We start from the raw sequence: 17,918 nt of genomic DNA on the forward strand, positions 1-17,918 counted from the left end.
GGCGAATAAACAGGGACGGCCGCTGCGGCGCTATACTCTCGCGCTTGAATTCACATTCCGATAGTTAAGGACTCGCCCATGAAAGCGTTCGGCAAAATCCTGGGCCTAGGGCTTCTCGGGTTGTTGCTGATCATCGTGGCGCTGGGCTTTGCCCTGACCCACCTGTTCGATCCCAACGACTACAAAGACGAGATTCGCCAGTTGGCGCGCGACAAGGCTCATGTGGAGCTGACCCTCAACGGCGACATTGGCTGGAGCCTGTTCCCATGGCTGGGGCTGGAGCTGCATGACGCCAGCATCGCCACCTTGAATGCGCCCAAGTCGCCCTTTGCCGACTTGCAGATGCTGGGCCTGTCGGTGCGGGTACTGCCGCTGCTGCGCCGCGAGGTGCAGATGAGCGATGTGCGCGTCGAAGGGCTGAACCTGATCCTGACCCGTGACGAACAGGGGCATGGCAACTGGGAGGACTTCGGCAAGCCATTGCCCGCGTCGGCCGAAGGCAAGACCCCTGCGCCAGGGGATACGCAGGGCACCGAAAACAGCGATCAGCGCTCCGGCACCGCCAGCGCAGACCGACCGGTCAAGCTCGATATCGACAGCTTGACCGTGAACAATGCACGCGTGCAGTACACCGACGCACGCAGCGGCGTCAGCTACAACGCCGAAAGCATTCAGCTCAGCACTGGCGCGGTGCACGAAGGCGCCAGTATTCCACTCAAGGCCAGCGCATTCATCAGCGCCAGCCAGCCCAACATCAAGGCGCGCACCGAACTGGCCGGCGAGCTGCGCCTGGACCGTGCGCTCAAGCGCTACAGCTTCGAAGACATGCGCCTGTCGGGTGAAACCTCCGGCGAGCCTACCGGCGGCAAGACCGTGACCTTCGCCGCCCAGGGCCAGTTGCTGCTCGACCAGGCCGCCAACGTGGCGTCATGGAACGGCCTGAAACTGTCGGCCAACCAGCTGCGCGCCCTGGGCGAACTCAACCTGCGTGAGCTGGACAAGACGCCGCAGCTAAGTGGTGGCCTGTCCATTGCGCAGTTCGACCTGCGCACGTTCCTGGACGGTATCGGCCATCCGCTGCCTGCTACCCAGGACCCGGCCGCCTTCGGCAAACTCGAACTGGTCACGCGCCTGCAGGGCACGCCTGCCAGCATCGCCCTGGAAGATTTGTCGGTGAAACTGGACAGCAGCACCTTCACCGGGCGCGTGGCGATCGAAGATTTCGCCAGGCAAGCCCTGCGCCTGCAACTTAAGGGCGACAGCTTCGATACCGACCGGTACCTGCCGGCCAAAAGCGAAGAGGCCAAGGGCGCCACTGCTGCGCGCAAGGCCCAGGTACAGCAGCAAGAAGCCAGTGCCGTGGCCGGTGCAGGCAGCACACCGCTGCCCGACGCCCCCACCCAGGGCGCCTGGAGCACCGACAAACTGCTGCCGGTGGACCGTCTGCGCGTCCTCGACCTGCAGGCAGACCTGAGCTTCGGTTCGCTGACGCTGGACAAGCTGCCCATCGGCAACGCCCGCCTGACAGCCAATGGCCAGGGTGGGCTACTGACCCTGCAAACCTTGCGCGGTGACCTGTACAACGGCACCTTCGAGGCCAAGGGCACGGTCGATGTGCGCCCCGCCGTGCCACAACTGGGGGTCAATACCCGCATCCAGCGAGTACCGGTCGAGCACTTCATCAAGACCGACGACAAAGACAAGACGCCGCCGGTCAAGGGCCTGCTGACCCTGTCCAGCGACCTGACCGCCACCGGTAACAGCCAGAAAGCGCTGGTGGACACGCTCAACGGCACGGCCAACTTCACCATCAATGACGGTGTGCTGGTCAATGCCAACCTCGAACAGCAACTGTGCCAGGCCATCGCCACGCTCAACCGCAAGTCGCTCAGCGGCGAGCCGCGCGGCAAGGACACCCCGTTCCAGGAGCTGCGTGGCAGCGTGGTGATTCGCAATGGCGTGGCCAGCAACCCTGACCTTAAGGTGCGAATCCCAGGCCTGACCGTCAACGGCCATGGTGACGTGGACCTGCGGGTATTGGGCATGGACTACAACGTGGGTGTGATCGTCGAGGGCGACCAGCGGGCCATGCCCGACCCGGCCTGCCAGGTCAACGAGCGCTATGTGGGTGTGGAAGTACCGCTGCGCTGCCGTGGCCCGTTGGAGCTGGGCGCCAAGGCTTGCCGTCTGGACAAGGACGGCATGGGCAAGGTCGCTGCCAAACTCGCAGGCAATCGCCTCAAAGACAAGATCGACGAAAAGCTCGATGAAAAACTCGGAGACAAAGTGAGCCCGGAACTCAAAGACGCGCTCAAGGGGCTGTTCAAGCGATGACACCCGAGCAGTTTTCCAGCGCTGTGCTGGAGTGGTACGACGCACACGGTCGGCACGATCTGCCCTGGCAACAGGGCATCAACCCGTATCGTGTATGGGTGTCTGAGATCATGCTGCAACAGACCCAGGTCAGCACGGTGCTGAACTATTTCGACCGCTTCATGCACGCGCTACCGACCGTGCAGGCGCTGGCCGAGGCGCCCGAGGACGAGGTGCTGCATTTGTGGACGGGCCTGGGCTACTACACCCGCGCCCGCAACCTGCAGAAGGCTGCAAGAATCGTGGTCGAGCAGCATGGCGGGGTGTTCCCGCGCAGCGTCGAGCAGCTTACCGAGCTGCCGGGTATCGGCCGCTCCACAGCCGGCGCCATCGCCAGCATCAGTATGGGCATTCGTGCGCCGATCCTGGATGGTAACGTCAAGCGGGTGCTGGCCCGGTTCACCGCCCAGGCCGGTTACCCCGGTGAGCCGAAGGTGGCCAACCAACTGTGGGCCACCGCCGAGCGCTTCACGCCCAAGCTTCGTGCCAACCACTACACCCAGGCAATGATGGACCTGGGCGCGACGCTGTGCACCCGCAGCAAACCCACCTGCCTGCTCTGCCCGGTACGGCGCGGCTGCGAGGCGCACCTGCATGGCGAAGAAACCCGCTACCCCGAGCCCAAACCGCGCAAGGCGCTACCGCAGCGGCGCACGCTGATGCCGCTGCTGGCCAACGACGACGGCGCCATCCTGCTGTACCGTCGCCCGTCCAGTGGCCTGTGGGGCGGGCTGTGGAGCTTGCCGGAGCTCGACGACATCGGCCAGCTCGACGACCTGGCCGACCAGCACGGCCTGCGCCTGGGCCGCAGCCGCGCCCTGGACAACCTGACCCACACCTTCAGCCACTTCCAGCTGGCCATCGAGCCTTGGCTGGTGCACGTCGACCCGGTCGAAGGGCACATGGTCGAGGCCGACTGGCTCTGGTATAACCTGGCCACCCCACCGCGCCTGGGCCTGGCCGCCCCGGTGAAGAAGCTGCTCAAACGCGCAGCCGACGAACTGATTGCAGGAGATGCCTGATGACCCGCACCGTGATGTGCCGCAAGTACAACGAAGAACTGCCCGGCCTGGACCGCCCACCCTATCCGGGGGCCAAGGGCCAGGACATCTTCGATCACATCTCGCAGAAGGCCTGGACCGACTGGCAGAAGCACCAGACCATGCTGATCAACGAAAAGCGCCTGAACATGATGAATGGCGAGGACCGCAAATTCCTCCAGGCCGAGATGGACAAGTTTTTCGCCGGCGAAGAATACGCCCAGGCAGAAGGCTACGTACCGCCCTCGCAGTGACCTCGGGGAACGTAAGCGACGGAATTAATTTAATATTTTTTTCAAAAAGTCGTTGACGAGCAGTCTGAAAGTCTATTTAATTCACCTCGTCGCCCAGATAGCTCAGTCGGTAGAGCAGAGGATTGAAAATCCTCGTGTCGGCGGTTCGACTCCGTCTCTGGGCACCACCTTCAGCTTCTGGTGGTTGCAAAGTTACCCGAAGCGACACAAGAAACCCGCCCAGTGCGGGTTTTTTGTTGCCTGTCGAAAAGTGCTGGTGGACCGCCCTTCGTCATGGGTAGCCTTCGAGCAGCAGCACTCATCCCGGCCAAGTTGACCAACATCAAAAAGCCAGCCCCCTGTCGTCCTTAGCATTCAAGGTGAACATTCGAACCACCTTGCAAGGACCTCCATGAGCGAAGACGCCCCTCTCCAGACTTCCCCACCCCTCGAGAACGCTACCCCCAAGGCCAAGCCGCGCACTCGCCGCCCCCGCCCGCGCAAACCCGAACCTGCCATTACCGCGATCAGCCAGGCGCCCGCCGCATTGGAAGTCGCCACCGCCCCCAAGGGCAGCAGCGAAGACAGCACATCGGCGCGCTTGCCATTAGGCTACCCCTACCCGCAGCGCTTGCGTCGACAGGAGTACGAAAGGGCCAAGCACGCCCTGCAGATCGAGTTGCTCAAGGTGCAAAGCTGGGTGAAAGAAACCGGCCAGCGGGTGGTGATTCTGTTCGAGGGGCGGGACGCTGCAGGCAAGGGCGGGACCATCAAGCGGTTCATGGAGCACCTGAACCCCCGGGGCGCTCGCATCGTTGCGCTGGAAAAGCCGTCGGAGCAGGAGAAAGGCCAGTGGTACTTCCAGCGCTATGTGCAGCACCTGCCTACGGCGGGAGAAATGGTGTTCTTCGACCGCTCCTGGTACAACCGCGCCGGCGTCGAGAAGGTGATGGATTTCTGCTCGCCCCTTCAGTACCTGGAGTTCATGCGCCAGGCGCCGGACCTTGAGCGGATGCTGTGCAACAGCGGCATCCTGCTGTTCAAGTACTGGTTTTCGGTGAACCGCGAGGAACAACTGCGCCGTTTCATCTCGCGCCGTGACGACCCCCTCAAGCACTGGAAACTGTCGCCCATCGACATCAAGTCCCTGGACAAGTGGGACGACTACACCGCCGCCAAGGAGGCCATGTTCTTCCATACCGACACCGCCGACGCGCCGTGGACGGTGATCAAGTCCGATGACAAGAAGCGTGCGCGCATCAACTGCATCCGCCACTTCCTGCATTCGCTGGACTACCCGGACAAGGACTTGAGCGTGGCCTACGCGCCGGACCCCTTGCTGGTCGGCCGGGCATCGCGCGGGTTCGAGGAGGACGACGCGATCGCCAGTTGACGGCCACCGGTGCGTGCATGGCACTTGGGTTTCGCGGGCAACTGCGCTTCAATACGCGCACTTTCAAGCCCCACCCAAGGATTGCCCATGGCCACCTCTACCAAGCAACAAAAACGCGCCAAGCGCGCCGCCACCAAGGCCAAGCAGAACCGCATGGTACGCAGCGGCCAGGCCGTGAAGGCCAGCGCAGGCGATAGCGCCAGCGTCGAGCAGGTGTTCGACAAGGCCATGGCGTCGGCCAGTTACGACCCTTTGTTCAAGAAGATGAAAGAAGCGCAGGAAGGCGGCCTGGTGCCAATGATCTCGGTATTCCTGGTGGACCCGCTGCTGGCCTTGGTGCTCAAGGGCCACAAGGAAGAACACGCGACCGACTATATCGTGATGGTATTCAACGCCTACCGTGCATGGCTCGATGGCGCGGACGAAGACACGACCATGGCGTGGCTGGAAAGCGATGAGTTCCAACAGGCTTACCTGGCTGCGTCCGAGCTGGTGGCCAAGCAGCAGCAACAGCAGAAGCAGTTTGGTTGATTGCTGTCAGGGGCGGTTCGTTGCAGGGCGAACCGGTTTGGCAGGTGGCTGGGGGCTGAAGCTTTTTTGAAAGACTTCCCCGGCACACAGCTGGAAATTATCCCATCTGTGGGCCTTGCCGGGGCGCCTGATCGGCCGTGATGGGCTGCTCAGCAGCCCGAGATTTCAGCTTCTGAGCTGATATCGTTGGGGCCGCCTTGCGGCCCATCGCGGCACAAGGGCCGCTCCCACAAGAGCGGGTTATCCTGCAGGTGCAGTTGAGCCTGCAGGTGCAGTGATCCTGCGAGGCAGAACGGCAAGCTGGTGAGCTGCCGGTGATCTCGATGCTGCAGAGTCAGCAGCGGTTTGCATTGCCGACCTACCGCTGAGTCAAAAGCCTTGAAAGGTTGTGGCGCTCTGCTTGAAGGAAGTGCCATGCATGGCGATGGCAGTTGCATGGGAAATGCCGCGTATGCCGATGGCTACTGCCTGAAGCAGATGACCTTGCTGACGCCATCTCGTGGGAGCGGCCTTGTGCCGCGATGGGCTGCGCAGCAGCCCCAGGTTTTCAGCTTCTGAGCAGATATGTCGCGGCCGGCCCGGCCCCCGGCAAGGACCGCTACATGGCATTGTGCAAGCTTGCAGATTTCGCGTAGAGCCGCTGCTTGCACCAGAGGGCAAGCGAGCGGTCGCCGCTGCCTTACTTGACCACTGCCGCCTGGCCACCAGCTTCGCGCTTGCGGTGCACCAGCAGCCCCGCAGCCACCACGGCGATGCTCAGCAGTGCCGTCGCGATGATCTCGATGCGGTGGTCCTCACGCAGTGCCATTACCCCCAGTACCGCCACGATAAAGGCAATGGTCGCCCAGGTCAGCCCTGGGAACAGCCACATCTTGAACGCGATCTGCTCACCGCTGGCCTCGCGCTTGGCACGCATGCGCAGTTGCGAAACGGCAATCACCAGGTACACCAGCAACGCGATGGCGCCAGAGCTTGCCAGCAGGAACTCGAAGACTTGGGCCGGCGCGAGGAAGTTGGCGAAGACGCACAGGAACGCCGCCGCAGTGGACAGCAACACCGCCACGTAAGGCGTAGCCGCCTTGGTGGTGCGCTGGGCCATCGCCGGGGCATCGCCACGCTTGCTCAGCGAGAACAGCATGCGCGAGGAGGTGTACAGCGCCGAGTTCAGGCAGCTGGTCACGGCGATCAGTACCACGATATCGACGATCAGCTTGGCATTGGGCACACCGATGCGGCTGAGTACGGTCTGGTACGAGCCGACTTCGGCCAGCGCCGGGTCATTCCATGGCACCAACGCCACGACCAGGAAGATCGACACCAGGTAGAACAGGCAGATCCGCCAGATCACCGAGTTGGTGGCGCGGCTGATCTGCTTGCCCGGGTCCTTGGACTCGGCAGCGGCGATGGTGACGATCTCGGTGCCCATGAACGAGAACATGGTCGTCAGCATGGCAGCCAGCACGGCGCCAAGGCCGTTGGGCATGAAGCCCTGGGTGTCGAACAGGTGGCTGGCACCGCTGACCTGGCTGCTGGGCATCAGGCCGAACATGGCCACGCAACCGACCACGATGAACGCGATGATGGCCAGCACCTTGAGCAGGGCGAACCAGAACTCGAACTCACCGTAATTCTTCACGCTGAACAGGTTGGTCACGGTCAGCGCCAAGGTGATCAGCAGGGAGAACGCCCACAGGTCCACGGCCGGGAACCAGGCATGCAGGATGGCTGCAGCGGCGTTGGCTTCCAGCGGAATGACCAACACCCAGAACCACCAGTACAACCAACCGATCGTGAACCCTGCCCAGCGCCCGATGGCGCGGTCGGCGTAGGTGGAGAACGAACCGGTGTCGGGTGAGGCCACTGCCATTTCACCGAGCATACGCATGACCAGCACCACCAGCGTACCGGCAGCTGCATAGGCCAGCAGCACCGCCGGGCCCGCCGCTGCAATGGCGTGGCCGGAACCGACGAACAGGCCTGCGCCGATGACGCCAGCGATGGACAGCATGGTCACATGCCGTTGTTTAAGCCCCTGAGCGAGGTCATTGGAATTGTTGCCGCTCATAAAACTACCTTTGCAAGGAGTAGATCACGTCGGTTGCAGATGCGCGGCTCGCGTCTGGAGCATGCACAGAGGCAACCCTTGATTGGAGACTGGCAATAACCGCGCCATGTGCTACGCGCGCTCGACCAGACCACTCTCAAGACCAACAACGGCGGGGGCTAGGGCAAAAAACGCCACCGCGTGGCCGATTAGCCATGAAAAGCGCTCATTACCGAAATACTCACTTACAAATGCACCAAAGGTGCCCCTCGGTAACACCTGCGCACCATCACAATGCAAACAGGGCGCAACCCTTCGGTACAACCCTAGGCCAAGGCGGCGGTCAAAAAGGCTGCACCAGGGTGGCTGGACAGGCTGCCCGGACAGTCAGGTTTCACGGGCACATGGTCCGAAAGCGCTTCCCTGGAACCGTCAAAACTGGCACCATCGCGCCTTTTTTCATCATGGCTCTGGTGCCGGGCAACCTCCCTTGTGGACATCTGCGCGACGTTGCGCTGCAACGATGCGACAAACTGCCCCACCAATGCCCAGAGTGCCCGGCGACCCTGTTGGCCGTCATAATGCCGCTATGCTAGCTTGGCGCACGCCAGGAAGGCCGCCAACAGCTGGGAACGCACCCGAACACATGAGGACCGCACATGGCTCAGGCCACGCCCGCGCTGGAAATCCGCAACCTGCATAAACGCTATGGCGAGCAGGAAATTCTCAAGGGCATTTCGCTGACCGCACGCGACGGTGACGTGATCTCCATCCTGGGGTCGTCCGGCTCCGGCAAGTCCACCCTGCTGCGCTGCATCAACCTGCTGGAAAACCCGCACCAGGGCGAAATCCTCGTGGCCGGGGAAGCCCTCAAGCTCAAGGCGGCGAAGAACGGCGACCTGATGGCTGCCGACAACCGCCAGATCAACCGCCTGCGCAGCGAAATCGGCTTCGTCTTCCAGAACTTCAACCTGTGGCCGCACATGTCGATCCTCGACAACATCATCGAGGCCCCACGCCGCGTACTTGGCCAAAGCAAGGCCGAGGCCGTCGAGGCAGCCGAAGCGCTGCTCAACAAGGTGGGGATCTACGACAAGCGCCACAGCTACCCCGCCCAGCTTTCCGGTGGCCAGCAGCAGCGCGCCGCCATTGCCCGTACCCTGGCCATGAAGCCCAAGGTCATCCTGTTCGACGAGCCCACCTCGGCCCTCGATCCGGAAATGGTCCAGGAAGTGCTTAACGTTATCCGCGCATTGGCCGACGAAGGCCGTACCATGCTGCTGGTGACGCACGAGATGAACTTTGCCCGCCAGGTGTCCAGTGAAGTGGTCTTCCTGCACCAGGGCCTGGTCGAAGAGCAGGGATCGCCGCAGCAGGTCTTCGAGAACCCGACCTCGGCGCGTTGCAAGCAATTCATGTCCAGCCACCGCTAACGGAGCAATACATGCACACCTACAAGAAGTTTCTCCTGGCAGCCGCTGCCACCCTAGTGATGTCGGCCAATGCCATGGCCGCGGAAAAACTGCGCATGGGTATCGAAGCCGCCTACCCACCGTTCAACAACAAGGACGCCAGCGGCAACGTCGTCGGTTTCGACAAGGACATCGGTGATGCCCTGTGCGCCAAGATGAAGGTCGAGTGCTCGGTCGTCACCTCCGACTGGGACGGCATCATCCCGGCCTTGAACGCCAAGAAGTTCGACTTCCTGATCTCGTCGCTGTCGATCACCGACGAGCGCAAGCAGGCGGTGGACTTCACCGACCCGTACTACTCCAACAAGCTGCAGTTCATCGCGCCGAAGAACGTCGACTTCAAGACTGACAAGGACTCGCTCAAGGGCAAGGTCATCGGCACCCAGCGCGCCACCCTGGCCGGCACCTACCTGGAAGACAACTACAGCGGTGTGGACATCAAGCTGTACGACACCCAGGAAAACGCCTACCTGGACCTGGTCTCCGGCCGTATCGACGGCATCCTGGCCGACAAGTACGTGCAATACGAGTGGCTCAAGAGCAAGGATGGCATGAACTACGAGTTCAAGGGCGAGCCGGTGATGGACAGCGACAAGATCGGCATCGCCGTGCGCAAGGGTGACACCAAGCTGCGCGACGACCTGAACAAGGCCCTGGCCGAAATCAAGGCCGACGGTACGTACAAGAAGATCAACGACAAGTACTTCCCGTTCAGCATCGAATGATCCGCCCCGATTGGCGCGCCCCGGTGGCGCGCCACTCCCTAGAATGACCTGCCCATGAATATCGACTTGCACGGATTCGGTCCGGCCATGATGGCCGGCACCCTGATGACCGTAAAACTGGCGCTGTGCGCCTTGCTGTTAGGGCTGGTGCTGGGCCTGCTCGGCGCCCTGGCCAAGACTTCCCCGATCAAGCCGTTGCAGTGGCTTGGCGGTTTCTACTCGACCCTGGTACGGGGCATTCCCGAACTGCTGTGGGTGCTGCTGATCTACTTCGGCACCGTGGGCCTGATGAACGCCCTGGGTGAAGCCCTGCACATGCCCGGCCTTGAGCTCAGCGCCTTTGCCGCTGGCGTCATTGCCCTTGGCCTGTGTTTTGGCGCCTACGCCACCGAAGTGTTCCGGGGCGCCATCTTGGCCATCCCCAAAGGCCACCGCGAAGCCGGGCTGGCGCTGGGCATGTCCAAGGGCCGCATCCTGTCGCGGATCATCCTGCCGCAGATGTGGCGCATCGCCCTGCCTGGCCTTGGCAACCTGTTCATGATCCTGATGAAGGACACCGCGCTGGTGTCGGTGATCGGCCTGGAAGAAATCATGCGCCACGCCCAGATCGGCGTGACCGTGACCAAGGAGCCGTTCACCTTCTACATGGTGGCGGCCTGCATCTACCTCAGCCTGACCGTCATCGCCATGACCGGCATGCATTTCCTGGAACAACGCGCCGCTCGCGGCTTCGCGAGGGCCGAACAATGAACTGGGAAGTGATCATCAAGTGGCTGCCACGCCTGGCCCAGGGCGCTACCCTGACCCTGGAGCTGGTGGCCATCGCGGTCGTGGCCGGCCTGATCCTGGCCATTCCGCTGGGCATCGCCCGTTCATCGCGGCACTGGTACGTGCGCGCCGTGCCGTTCAGCTACATCTTCTTCTTCCGCGGCACCCCGCTGCTGGTGCAGTTGTTTCTGGTGTACTACGGCCTGGCCCAGTTCGACGCCGTGCGCGCCAGCGCGCTGTGGCCGTACCTGCGCGACCCGTTCTGGTGCACCGTGCTGACCATGACCCTGCACACCGCCGCCTACATCGCCGAAATCCTGCGCGGCGCCTTGCAGTCCATTCCCAAAGGCGAGATCGAGGCTGCGCGGGCGCTGGGCATGTCCCGGGCCAAGACACTGATCTACATCATGCTGCCCCGGGCTGCCCGCATCGGCCTACCGGCCTACAGCAACGAAGTGATCCTGATGCTCAAGGCCAGCGCACTGGCCAGTACGGTTACCCTGCTGGAACTGACCGGCATGGCGCGGACCATCATTGCCCGCACGTACTTGCCGGTGGAGATCTTCTTCGCCGCTGGCCTGTTCTACCTGCTGATCTCGTTCATGCTGGTGCAGGGCTTCAAGCTGCTGGAGCGCTGGTTGCGCGTGGACGCCTGCCAGGGGCGCTGATCCTTTACCGGCCGCAGCCGGCTGGCCCGTGTTTGCCTAGCATGTGGATGCAAGGGTGAAAGCGGGTTCAGCCGACAGCACGGCCTGAACACCTTCTATCGACAGCGCTCCCAATGCCTACCTCCCTCCACAGCCACCTTCTGCTCGAACGCTTTCAGGCGCTTGATCGGTTTTTGATCGAGCATCAGGCGCTGTGGAAACCCAGGCCGTTCACCCGCCTGCACCTGGATTGGGAAGGCACCTACCCGGATCTGGCGCGACATCTGCGCCAAAGCACCCTGGCCGATGCCGAGGGTGACGTCGACCCACACGCACTGCCCGCACCTTATCCACAGCTGGCTGATGCCGCCCAGATGCTCAGCGCTCTGGGTAACCTGCCAGCCATTGCGCTCCCCGCTGCCGCGCACCGGCTTGACGTCAATGTGCCCGGCCGCAAATGGCAGCAGATCGAAGCCTTCGCCAGTCACCTCGCCTTCCGAGCACCCTCGCGTCACTGGCTGGACTGGTGTTCGGGCAAAGGCCATTTGGGCCGGCGTTTGCTGCAACCCGGCCAGCGGCTGACCTGCCTGGAGTACGACCCCGAGCTGGTGGCTGCCGGCCAGGCCCTCAGTGCCCATCACCACTTGCCCGTGCAACACCTCCACCAGGACGTGATGGCCCCTGGCAGCGCCGAGCATCTGGATGCCGACACCAGCGTGGTCGCCCTGCACGCTTGCGGCGACCTGCATGTTCAGCTGCTGCGCCTGGCCAGCCAGCAAAACTACCCACAACTGGCCGTGGCCCCGTGCTGCTACAACCGCATTGCCACCGCCCAGTACCAAGCGTTATCCACAGCTGCCCGTGCCTCGGCCTTGCAGCTGTCGCTGGATGACCTTGGCCTGCCCTTGAGCGAAACCGTCACCGCCGGCGCCCGCGTTCGCCGCCAGCGCGACACGTCCATGGCCCGCCGCCTGGGCTTCGACCTGCTGCAACGCCAGCAGCGCCAGACCGACCAATACCTACCCACGCCATCGCTGCCGGTGGCCTGGCTGGCCAAGCCCTTCGAGCAGTATTGCCGTGACCTGGCGGCGCTCAAGCAATTGGAGCTGCACGGGGATATCGACTGGGCGGCCTTGGAGTCGGCGGGGTGGGAGCGATTGGCGCAGGTCCGTAACCTCGAACGTCTGCGCAACCTGTTCCGACGCCCGCTCGAACTCTGGCTGGCATTGGATCGTGCCCTTTTTCTGACCGAACAGGGCTATGACGTGCATTTGGGCGTGTTTTGCGACTATGCCCTTACCCCACGCAACCTGATGATCCTTGCCGAGCGCGACAGATAGCCGCAGAACAACCTGTGGATAAGTCTGTGAACAAGCTTGGGGTTACCTGTTGGTGTACGCGGCCATCCAGATGGATTTGCTTATTCCAAAATCACGTTCAAGACCAGCAAAAACAGGCATTTGCGCAAATTCGGCTGGTTGAGGCCTGAGTTATGCCATTGGCACAAGTATTCGATGCCGCTTGTGCATAAGCAATTTTCCGGGGGCGATTTTTTGTTGATTTCAGAGAGGTTTGATGCGTAGGGGGTGGGGTTGCCATGCCGGAATTGGGAATGGCTTCAGTGCATGCCATCGCCTTGAAATTTTGAAGTCTGTTTTCTGCGAGCCGTTATCGAAGAACTGGGCGGGTGCCTGAAAACGGGTTGCCTATCCGCTTGGCACCCTGCCCTACCGTCATCCCTGCAGCCGAGGTTCGGGTGGGCCTTCGCTAGTGGCGCTTGCCTTTGGCGATTTCGATGTCGTTCAGCAAGGCGTTGGCCATGTCGCAGAGGTAATCCGCAGCACCGAGCAGCTTATGGTCATCCTCCATGTCCCCCTCACGCACCAGGTGCCTGATGTAACCCATCAGGATCGAGACGTGCTCGTACGCAGCATCCACCGGGATGCCGGGTTGAACGCGAAGGAGGTTTACGGGTGGGGTGCCGGCTTGGAGGAAGGTTTCTACGCCTGCGGTGGTGACAGCGCTCTCAACGGGTGGGTCAGGAACAATCGTTTTCATATGAACCCCCTATGTTCAAAGGAGTTGCCACATTCATGCTTCTCACGGGACAAAGGCGGCAACCGTGCACAGGGTGAGAAACCGAGTGAACATAGGAAGCCCGGCCAGACCGAAGTCTGCCCGTGCACGGTCGCCATTGAGCAGCCGCTAGGTTCAAAGTCGGGTTCTCACACCCGGTCGCCAGAGCGACGGGGCAAAGGTATCCGTGAGGTATTTCCCAGACAACGGCGATACTTCGGCAGAGCGCGTAGGATACGTCCGATGACTAAACTTACAGAAGTCTCCAGCTGGAGAGTCCAGACATTTCCTACAAAACCAAGGCTCGCAAGCTACAACACTCCAGCCCAACTCATCCACATGTGGGAGCGGCCTCGCGCCGCGATGGGCCGCAGAGCGGCCCCAAAACTCCCACCCCAAACCACATATCCCCCCCTACACACACACCGCAACATCCCACCCCTAATCCCCGCCCCCACAACCGTGTATCATGCGCCCCCCAAATCATTAAAAAGTGACGTCGCGCGCTGCCTGCCAGCCCTGCGGCCATCTGGCGTTGCGCCAGATTCGACAACGGACCTGACTCTCGTGACCCAAGCCAAGCCCCTCGCCCTGCTCGCTTTCGCCCTGGCCCTCACCGCCTGCGCCAGCGCCCCCTCGCACCCCGCCCCCGGCAACCTCGGCTGGAACCACCCCGGCATGCAGCTGGGCGGCGACCGAGGCCTGCCCCTGCGCGCCGACAACACCTGCCGCAAGCGCGGCTGCGACAACGACAAGCTGTTCTTCAACCCCGGCAAGACCGAGCCAAGCGTCACCACCATCCACCGCGGCTGGTAAGAAAATTCCCCTTTTGGGTCGGTGACTTAGGTCATTTTCAAACAATCGCAAGGAAGTGGTTTACACACGCCAAACGATCGTTATAATGACGCCCCATTGCCGGTATAGCTCAGCTGGTAGAGCAACTGACTTGTAATCAGTAGGTCCCGGGTTCGATTCCTGGTGCCGGCACCATATAGATCAATGACTTAGGCTCGCCTCACGGTGGGCCTTTTTCGTTTATGGGCTTTGAGCCACCCATTTTTCCCCGTTCATTCCCCGTTTCCGCTTACCTCTATTCCTTGGCTGCTCACTGCCCGCGCACCGGGCCATCGTGACATTCCGTTAGCAAAAGCTCTCCAGCCGGACGGCGCACTCACAGTCCCCGCCGGTCCGGGAGTCACGCCAGGTTCACAACCCAGGCTCGGCATTGACCTGTGCAGGAGCGTCTATGGCACCTCAGTCGCGAGCGCTTGGCTAAAGTTAGAGAAGAGGCCGTCCGGGCCGTCAGGAAGCCTTCCTGGTATTCGACGACCTCAATTCGCTGTCTACGACGGAGGAGCACATGGTCTCTGCCGAGAATGATCGCTTCATGCGTATAGCTGAAGTCGTGCGAGTTACCGCGCTCAGCCGAAACACCATTTACAAGCGAATGAGGGAAGGGACATTTCCGAAGCAGGTGAAGCTCGGGCCAAACTCAGTCGCCTGGTTGCAGTCCGATATTTCCGCCTGGATGACCTCGGTGATGCCAGACAAACCAGAGGCTTCGTGAAGCTCACACCCTTCATCTGAAACAGAATGGGCCTGGCGCCAGGACGTTAACATGGTGTAGCCGCCGCGGCACACAGACCGGCTATGCGCTCGCTGCACGAACGTAACGGGTCGCGGCGGCTCACCTCAAGCTTTTCATTGCCTCTGCCCGTCTGGCATCTATGTATTCGGCAAGGTCCCCAATATGCACACCACGCGCTGCCTTCTGGCTTTTCTCGATGGAAATTAGTGGTAGCCGGATCTCGCCGCGCGCGATCTTGCCCTTCAATTTCTCAACAGAGAGATGTGGGAAGTAGTCTGAACAGACCCGCTCTATGGGGATCACCACCATCCCGTCATATTGAGCGAGGAGCAGAAAGGTAGTTTTCAACGAACCTCCCCAGCTCTATTTCTTTCCCGTCACGAGCCGGAGAGCGTCCTCAAACGCCCTCCGAGACGCTTCAGCTGCTAGTCGCTCATGATCTCTGACAGCCTTCTTAGATAAGGCTGCCGGCGCCTTCTGGATGGCGTTAGCTGCAATGTAGGCATCGGCCCAGGCATCCAGTTCGTACCGGTCAAACCCAACGCCTTGGGCGCCAATCGGGAACTCTGCGACAAACGGCCTGACCGTTTTGTTGAACTCTTCTCTACACATACCCAAATAACCAGGCGCATCACGGTGCCTGAGGATTTTCGGCAGTATCTGATCGCGTCTCATGATCGGTGTGCTCGGCCGCCTGTGGTCTAGCTCAGGCTAACAGCCCCACCTCGGATGAATTCACCTAAGTGACAATCGGCTTTGGAGCACGAGGTAAAATCTGACTCTGGGTGGCAGGTAACCCTTCGCCGGCAGGTCCCCATAGATGGGTTACAACGTCGATGGGAGGGGGGTTGTGTAGCCATTGTTTAAGTGATCCGGAGGGGGTCGTGTATAGCCGGGAACCACTCCCCCGAAACGGTGGGGTGGCGTTTCAACACCCAATGACCGTAGCTGATCGCCGGAGGGTGTTGCGATGACAGCAACGCCTTGCCAGATGCCGGAAAGTTTACCGGTATCTACAGCCCCATCTGCCTGATGATCCTGCGCGGTTCCATCCCATCGCGAAGCGCCCGGCTGGCGTCCATGGTCATCTGATCGAGCGCCTTGCTCTCGAATGCCTCGGCCATGGCAGCGGCCTTCCTGACGATCAGTAGCGCCAGCTCTGGCGGGAACTGGACCGGCTCCGGTTGGGGTAGGTAGTCGCAGTCGATAACGGACATATCGCGGCTCTCGATGTGATGGTGCTCAACGTGGCGAGCTGGGCACCAGATTATCTGATAACTACCCAGCATCCGGGTAGTTTGTACCAGACCCGCTCGGCCACCTATTCCGGCCTGATGTCAGGGTGCCGCTCTACCACCTTGTCGGCCAACTCTGTCGGGCAGCAGATTTGATAGTCGAGGCGATCGAAATTGGTAGCTTCGCCGAGGCTGTCCGGCCGGCTCAGTAGGGCTATCGGACGCTCGCAGCCACCAGCTCTGCGATTCCCTGTCGCACGGCATTGATGTTGTCATCCATGGTCGACAATGCGCCATTGACGTTTCCCACCACGGCATCAGATCCCCGCTCGCCAACCCACTTGGCCAACTCCTCCACTGAGGCCCTCAGCGCGTCCTGGTTGTGACTGAGACGCTCGAGTACCTCGGCGACTGTGCGCAATTCTTTCATCCATGGCTCTCCACTGGGTTGTCGAGGAACCATGGTTGATCGGCAACGGCTGGCAAATGCACAGGGCATGTCCGTCTCGGAGATACCTTTGCCGCAAGGGCGTGGTGATCTCCACCATCCCTCAGCAGTGGTGGTGACTATGACCCCTTGCGCAGAGGGTGGATCGCTTTGGACACCCCCTTTGCAGGCCTGGTATGTCAAGTTCTGAACCGCCCGATTTCTCTTGACGAGCACACTTGGAAATTCTTGACGGCCTCCTCTCTCACAAGTCAATCGGATAAAGCGCCAGCCCTTTCACAGCAAGGCTTACAGCCGATCCTGCTCAAGCGCCAGCGGCTAAATCCGTCAAGGCCCTGTCAAGTATTCTGTCAAGGCCTGTCAAGAATTTCGCCGCCCCCGGCCATTCTGGACGAGTAGACGCCGGTCGATGGTGGCCAGCCTCCCGCGCATCAGGTAAATCACCGCTCCCGCGCCATTCCACCTGCTGGTGCTGGCGCTGATCCGTCCAGAGCCTGTCCAGAATTCGGGCTTCGGCATTAGACGAGACTGCCCGCGCCAGCCCATCACGCATAGGACCAGGCCAAGCCTGGCCAGTGATCCAGCGAACCGGGCTACCGACCATCGTCTATTGCCGTCTCGTGTCGGTCTAGTTCCCCCTGGCGATTCTGGACGAGCGTCTGGCCGGAGCAAGCCGCCACCAGATCGGCAGCCAGCCATCATGCGCCATGGCGCCATCGCCACCACGGGACACCAGCGCCGATCCGTCCAAAGCTGTCCAGAATCCGTCTTAGGTCTGTCAGGGGAATGAGACGACCAGAGGCCTCGACTTTGACGGCTTACAGCATAGGCCTGGCCTCAGACGCCCACCCGTTGCTAGTTCCGTCTCATGCCTGTCTCACATTCCGTCAAAGCGTGGTCAAAGTGGCAGCCGCTCGGCACCGGATTGATTCCTACACAGCGTGTCGCTTCCTACACGGTGGAACCTGAGAAAACCTGAGATTAGATCGGCCGGCGCTTGGTGTGGGATTCGTGGTTTTGATGTGGTCGCTCATGGTGGGCGCGGCGGTGCGGTTGCCACTGACAAGGCCGCAATACCGTGGAAACCCCACTGGAAACCCAGCCCTGGAAACCATAACTTTTGATAACAGGCAAGCCGCCCAGGTTCGCACGGAAAGTTCGCGCATAGGGGGTTGCGAACCTGTGTACGAACTGGCCCGGTACGCACGCCAGAATGCGTACCAGCGGTGCGTACCTGGCCGCGCACCACTACACGATCACGCACTGCGCTTGCGTGAAGATCGTGCGTGAAGCAGTGCGCGAACCATCCATGAGTCGGCCTGCTCCATCTCAGCCCGCATCCCGT

Annotated in this window: 17 protein-coding genes and 2 tRNA genes; 14 read left to right on the forward strand and 5 right to left on the reverse strand. The window is 61.5% G+C overall.

Features of this window, described 5'->3' with window-relative positions:
- The first annotated feature begins 78 nt into the window (after positions 1-78).
- The 6 genes from ACF8E5_RS08880 to ACF8E5_RS08905 all read left to right on the forward strand — a co-directional run bounded on the left by ACF8E5_RS08880 (position 79) and on the right by ACF8E5_RS08905 (position 5,570).
- The gene (locus tag ACF8E5_RS08880) at positions 79-2,334 is read left to right on the forward strand and encodes an AsmA family protein (protein ID WP_197844363.1); all 2,256 of its coding nucleotides are present in this window, start codon (positions 79-81) and stop codon (positions 2,332-2,334) included.
- Positions 2,331-3,395, forward strand: a complete 1,065-nt coding sequence (gene mutY, locus ACF8E5_RS08885) for an A/G-specific adenine glycosylase (RefSeq protein WP_058639171.1) — start codon at positions 2,331-2,333, stop codon at positions 3,393-3,395. Before ACF8E5_RS08880 ends, mutY begins: the two co-directional genes overlap by 4 nt.
- Entirely contained in the window at positions 3,395-3,667 is a 273-nt protein-coding gene (locus tag ACF8E5_RS08890) for an oxidative damage protection protein (RefSeq protein WP_058639172.1), read from the forward strand. Before mutY ends, ACF8E5_RS08890 begins: the two co-directional genes overlap by 1 nt.
- A 91-nt stretch (positions 3,668-3,758) precedes the next feature.
- Positions 3,759-3,834, forward strand: a tRNA-Phe gene (locus tag ACF8E5_RS08895).
- A 224-nt stretch (positions 3,835-4,058) separates the two neighbouring features.
- Entirely contained in the window at positions 4,059-5,039 is a 981-nt protein-coding gene (ppk2, locus tag ACF8E5_RS08900) for a polyphosphate kinase 2 (RefSeq protein WP_392475163.1), read from the forward strand.
- A gap of 87 nt (positions 5,040-5,126) precedes the next feature.
- The gene (locus ACF8E5_RS08905; RefSeq protein WP_058639911.1) at positions 5,127-5,570 is read left to right on the forward strand and encodes a hypothetical protein; all 444 of its coding nucleotides are present in this window, start codon (positions 5,127-5,129) and stop codon (positions 5,568-5,570) included.
- Positions 5,571-6,249: 679 nt separating this feature from the next.
- Here the strand turns inward: ACF8E5_RS08905 and gabP are convergent.
- Entirely contained in the window at positions 6,250-7,635 is a 1,386-nt protein-coding gene (gabP, locus tag ACF8E5_RS08910; protein ID WP_392475164.1) for a GABA permease, read from the reverse strand.
- A 638-nt stretch (positions 7,636-8,273) separates the two neighbouring features.
- On the opposite strand from gabP, the gene ACF8E5_RS08915 reads away from it, so the two are divergent.
- The 5 genes from ACF8E5_RS08915 to ACF8E5_RS08935 all read left to right on the forward strand — a co-directional run bounded on the left by ACF8E5_RS08915 (position 8,274) and on the right by ACF8E5_RS08935 (position 12,566).
- Entirely contained in the window at positions 8,274-9,047 is a 774-nt protein-coding gene (locus ACF8E5_RS08915) for an ABC transporter ATP-binding protein (RefSeq protein ID WP_058606102.1), read from the forward strand.
- 11 nt (positions 9,048-9,058) lie between these two features.
- A complete protein-coding gene (locus tag ACF8E5_RS08920; RefSeq protein WP_058639938.1) occupies positions 9,059-9,811 on the forward strand; it encodes an ABC transporter substrate-binding protein in 753 nt (250 codons plus the stop codon).
- Between the two features lie 54 nt (positions 9,812-9,865).
- Positions 9,866-10,561, forward strand: coding sequence for an ABC transporter permease (locus tag ACF8E5_RS08925; protein WP_058606101.1), 696 nt, complete (start codon positions 9,866-9,868; stop codon positions 10,559-10,561).
- Entirely contained in the window at positions 10,558-11,247 is a 690-nt protein-coding gene (locus ACF8E5_RS08930; protein WP_078477838.1) for an ABC transporter permease, read from the forward strand. Before ACF8E5_RS08925 ends, ACF8E5_RS08930 begins: the two co-directional genes overlap by 4 nt.
- A 113-nt stretch (positions 11,248-11,360) precedes the next feature.
- Positions 11,361-12,566: a methyltransferase gene (locus tag ACF8E5_RS08935; protein ID WP_392475165.1), complete on the forward strand. Its 1,206-nt coding sequence runs from the start codon at positions 11,361-11,363 to the stop codon at positions 12,564-12,566.
- Positions 12,567-12,993: 427 nt separating this feature from the next.
- On the opposite strand, the gene ACF8E5_RS08940 is transcribed toward ACF8E5_RS08935, so the two are convergent.
- On the reverse strand, positions 12,994-13,284 hold the full coding sequence (locus ACF8E5_RS08940) for a DUF3077 domain-containing protein (protein WP_058639967.1): 291 nt from the start codon (positions 13,282-13,284) through the stop codon (positions 12,994-12,996).
- 585 nt (positions 13,285-13,869) lie between these two features.
- Between ACF8E5_RS08940 and ACF8E5_RS08945 the strand changes: the two genes are divergently transcribed.
- From ACF8E5_RS08945 to ACF8E5_RS08955, 3 genes are all read left to right on the forward strand, one after another.
- Positions 13,870-14,118, forward strand: a complete 249-nt coding sequence (locus ACF8E5_RS08945; RefSeq protein ID WP_078477836.1) for a hypothetical protein — start codon at positions 13,870-13,872, stop codon at positions 14,116-14,118.
- 98 nt (positions 14,119-14,216) lie between these two features.
- A tRNA-Thr gene (locus ACF8E5_RS08950) sits at positions 14,217-14,292 on the forward strand.
- A 370-nt stretch (positions 14,293-14,662) separates the two neighbouring features.
- A complete protein-coding gene (locus ACF8E5_RS08955; protein WP_392475166.1) occupies positions 14,663-14,869 on the forward strand; it encodes a helix-turn-helix transcriptional regulator in 207 nt (68 codons plus the stop codon).
- A 120-nt stretch (positions 14,870-14,989) separates the two neighbouring features.
- Here ACF8E5_RS08955 and ACF8E5_RS08960 read toward each other — a convergent pair whose 3' ends face one another.
- The 3 genes from ACF8E5_RS08960 to ACF8E5_RS08970 form a co-directional block, all read right to left on the reverse strand.
- Positions 14,990-15,238: a pyocin activator PrtN family protein gene (locus ACF8E5_RS08960; protein WP_027610145.1), complete on the reverse strand. Its 249-nt coding sequence runs from the start codon at positions 15,236-15,238 to the stop codon at positions 14,990-14,992.
- A 665-nt stretch (positions 15,239-15,903) separates the two neighbouring features.
- Positions 15,904-16,107, reverse strand: coding sequence for a hypothetical protein (locus tag ACF8E5_RS08965; protein WP_027610146.1), 204 nt, complete (start codon positions 16,105-16,107; stop codon positions 15,904-15,906).
- Between the two features lie 232 nt (positions 16,108-16,339).
- Positions 16,340-16,555 (reverse strand): hypothetical protein, encoded by a 216-nt coding sequence (locus tag ACF8E5_RS08970; protein ID WP_392475167.1) that lies wholly within the window; start codon positions 16,553-16,555, stop codon positions 16,340-16,342.
- Between the last annotated feature and the right edge of the window lie 1,363 nt (positions 16,556-17,918).

Source organism: Pseudomonas sp. WSY_20 (assembly GCF_043104335.1).
GTDB lineage: Bacteria > Pseudomonadota > Gammaproteobacteria > Pseudomonadales > Pseudomonadaceae > Aquipseudomonas > Aquipseudomonas parafulva_B.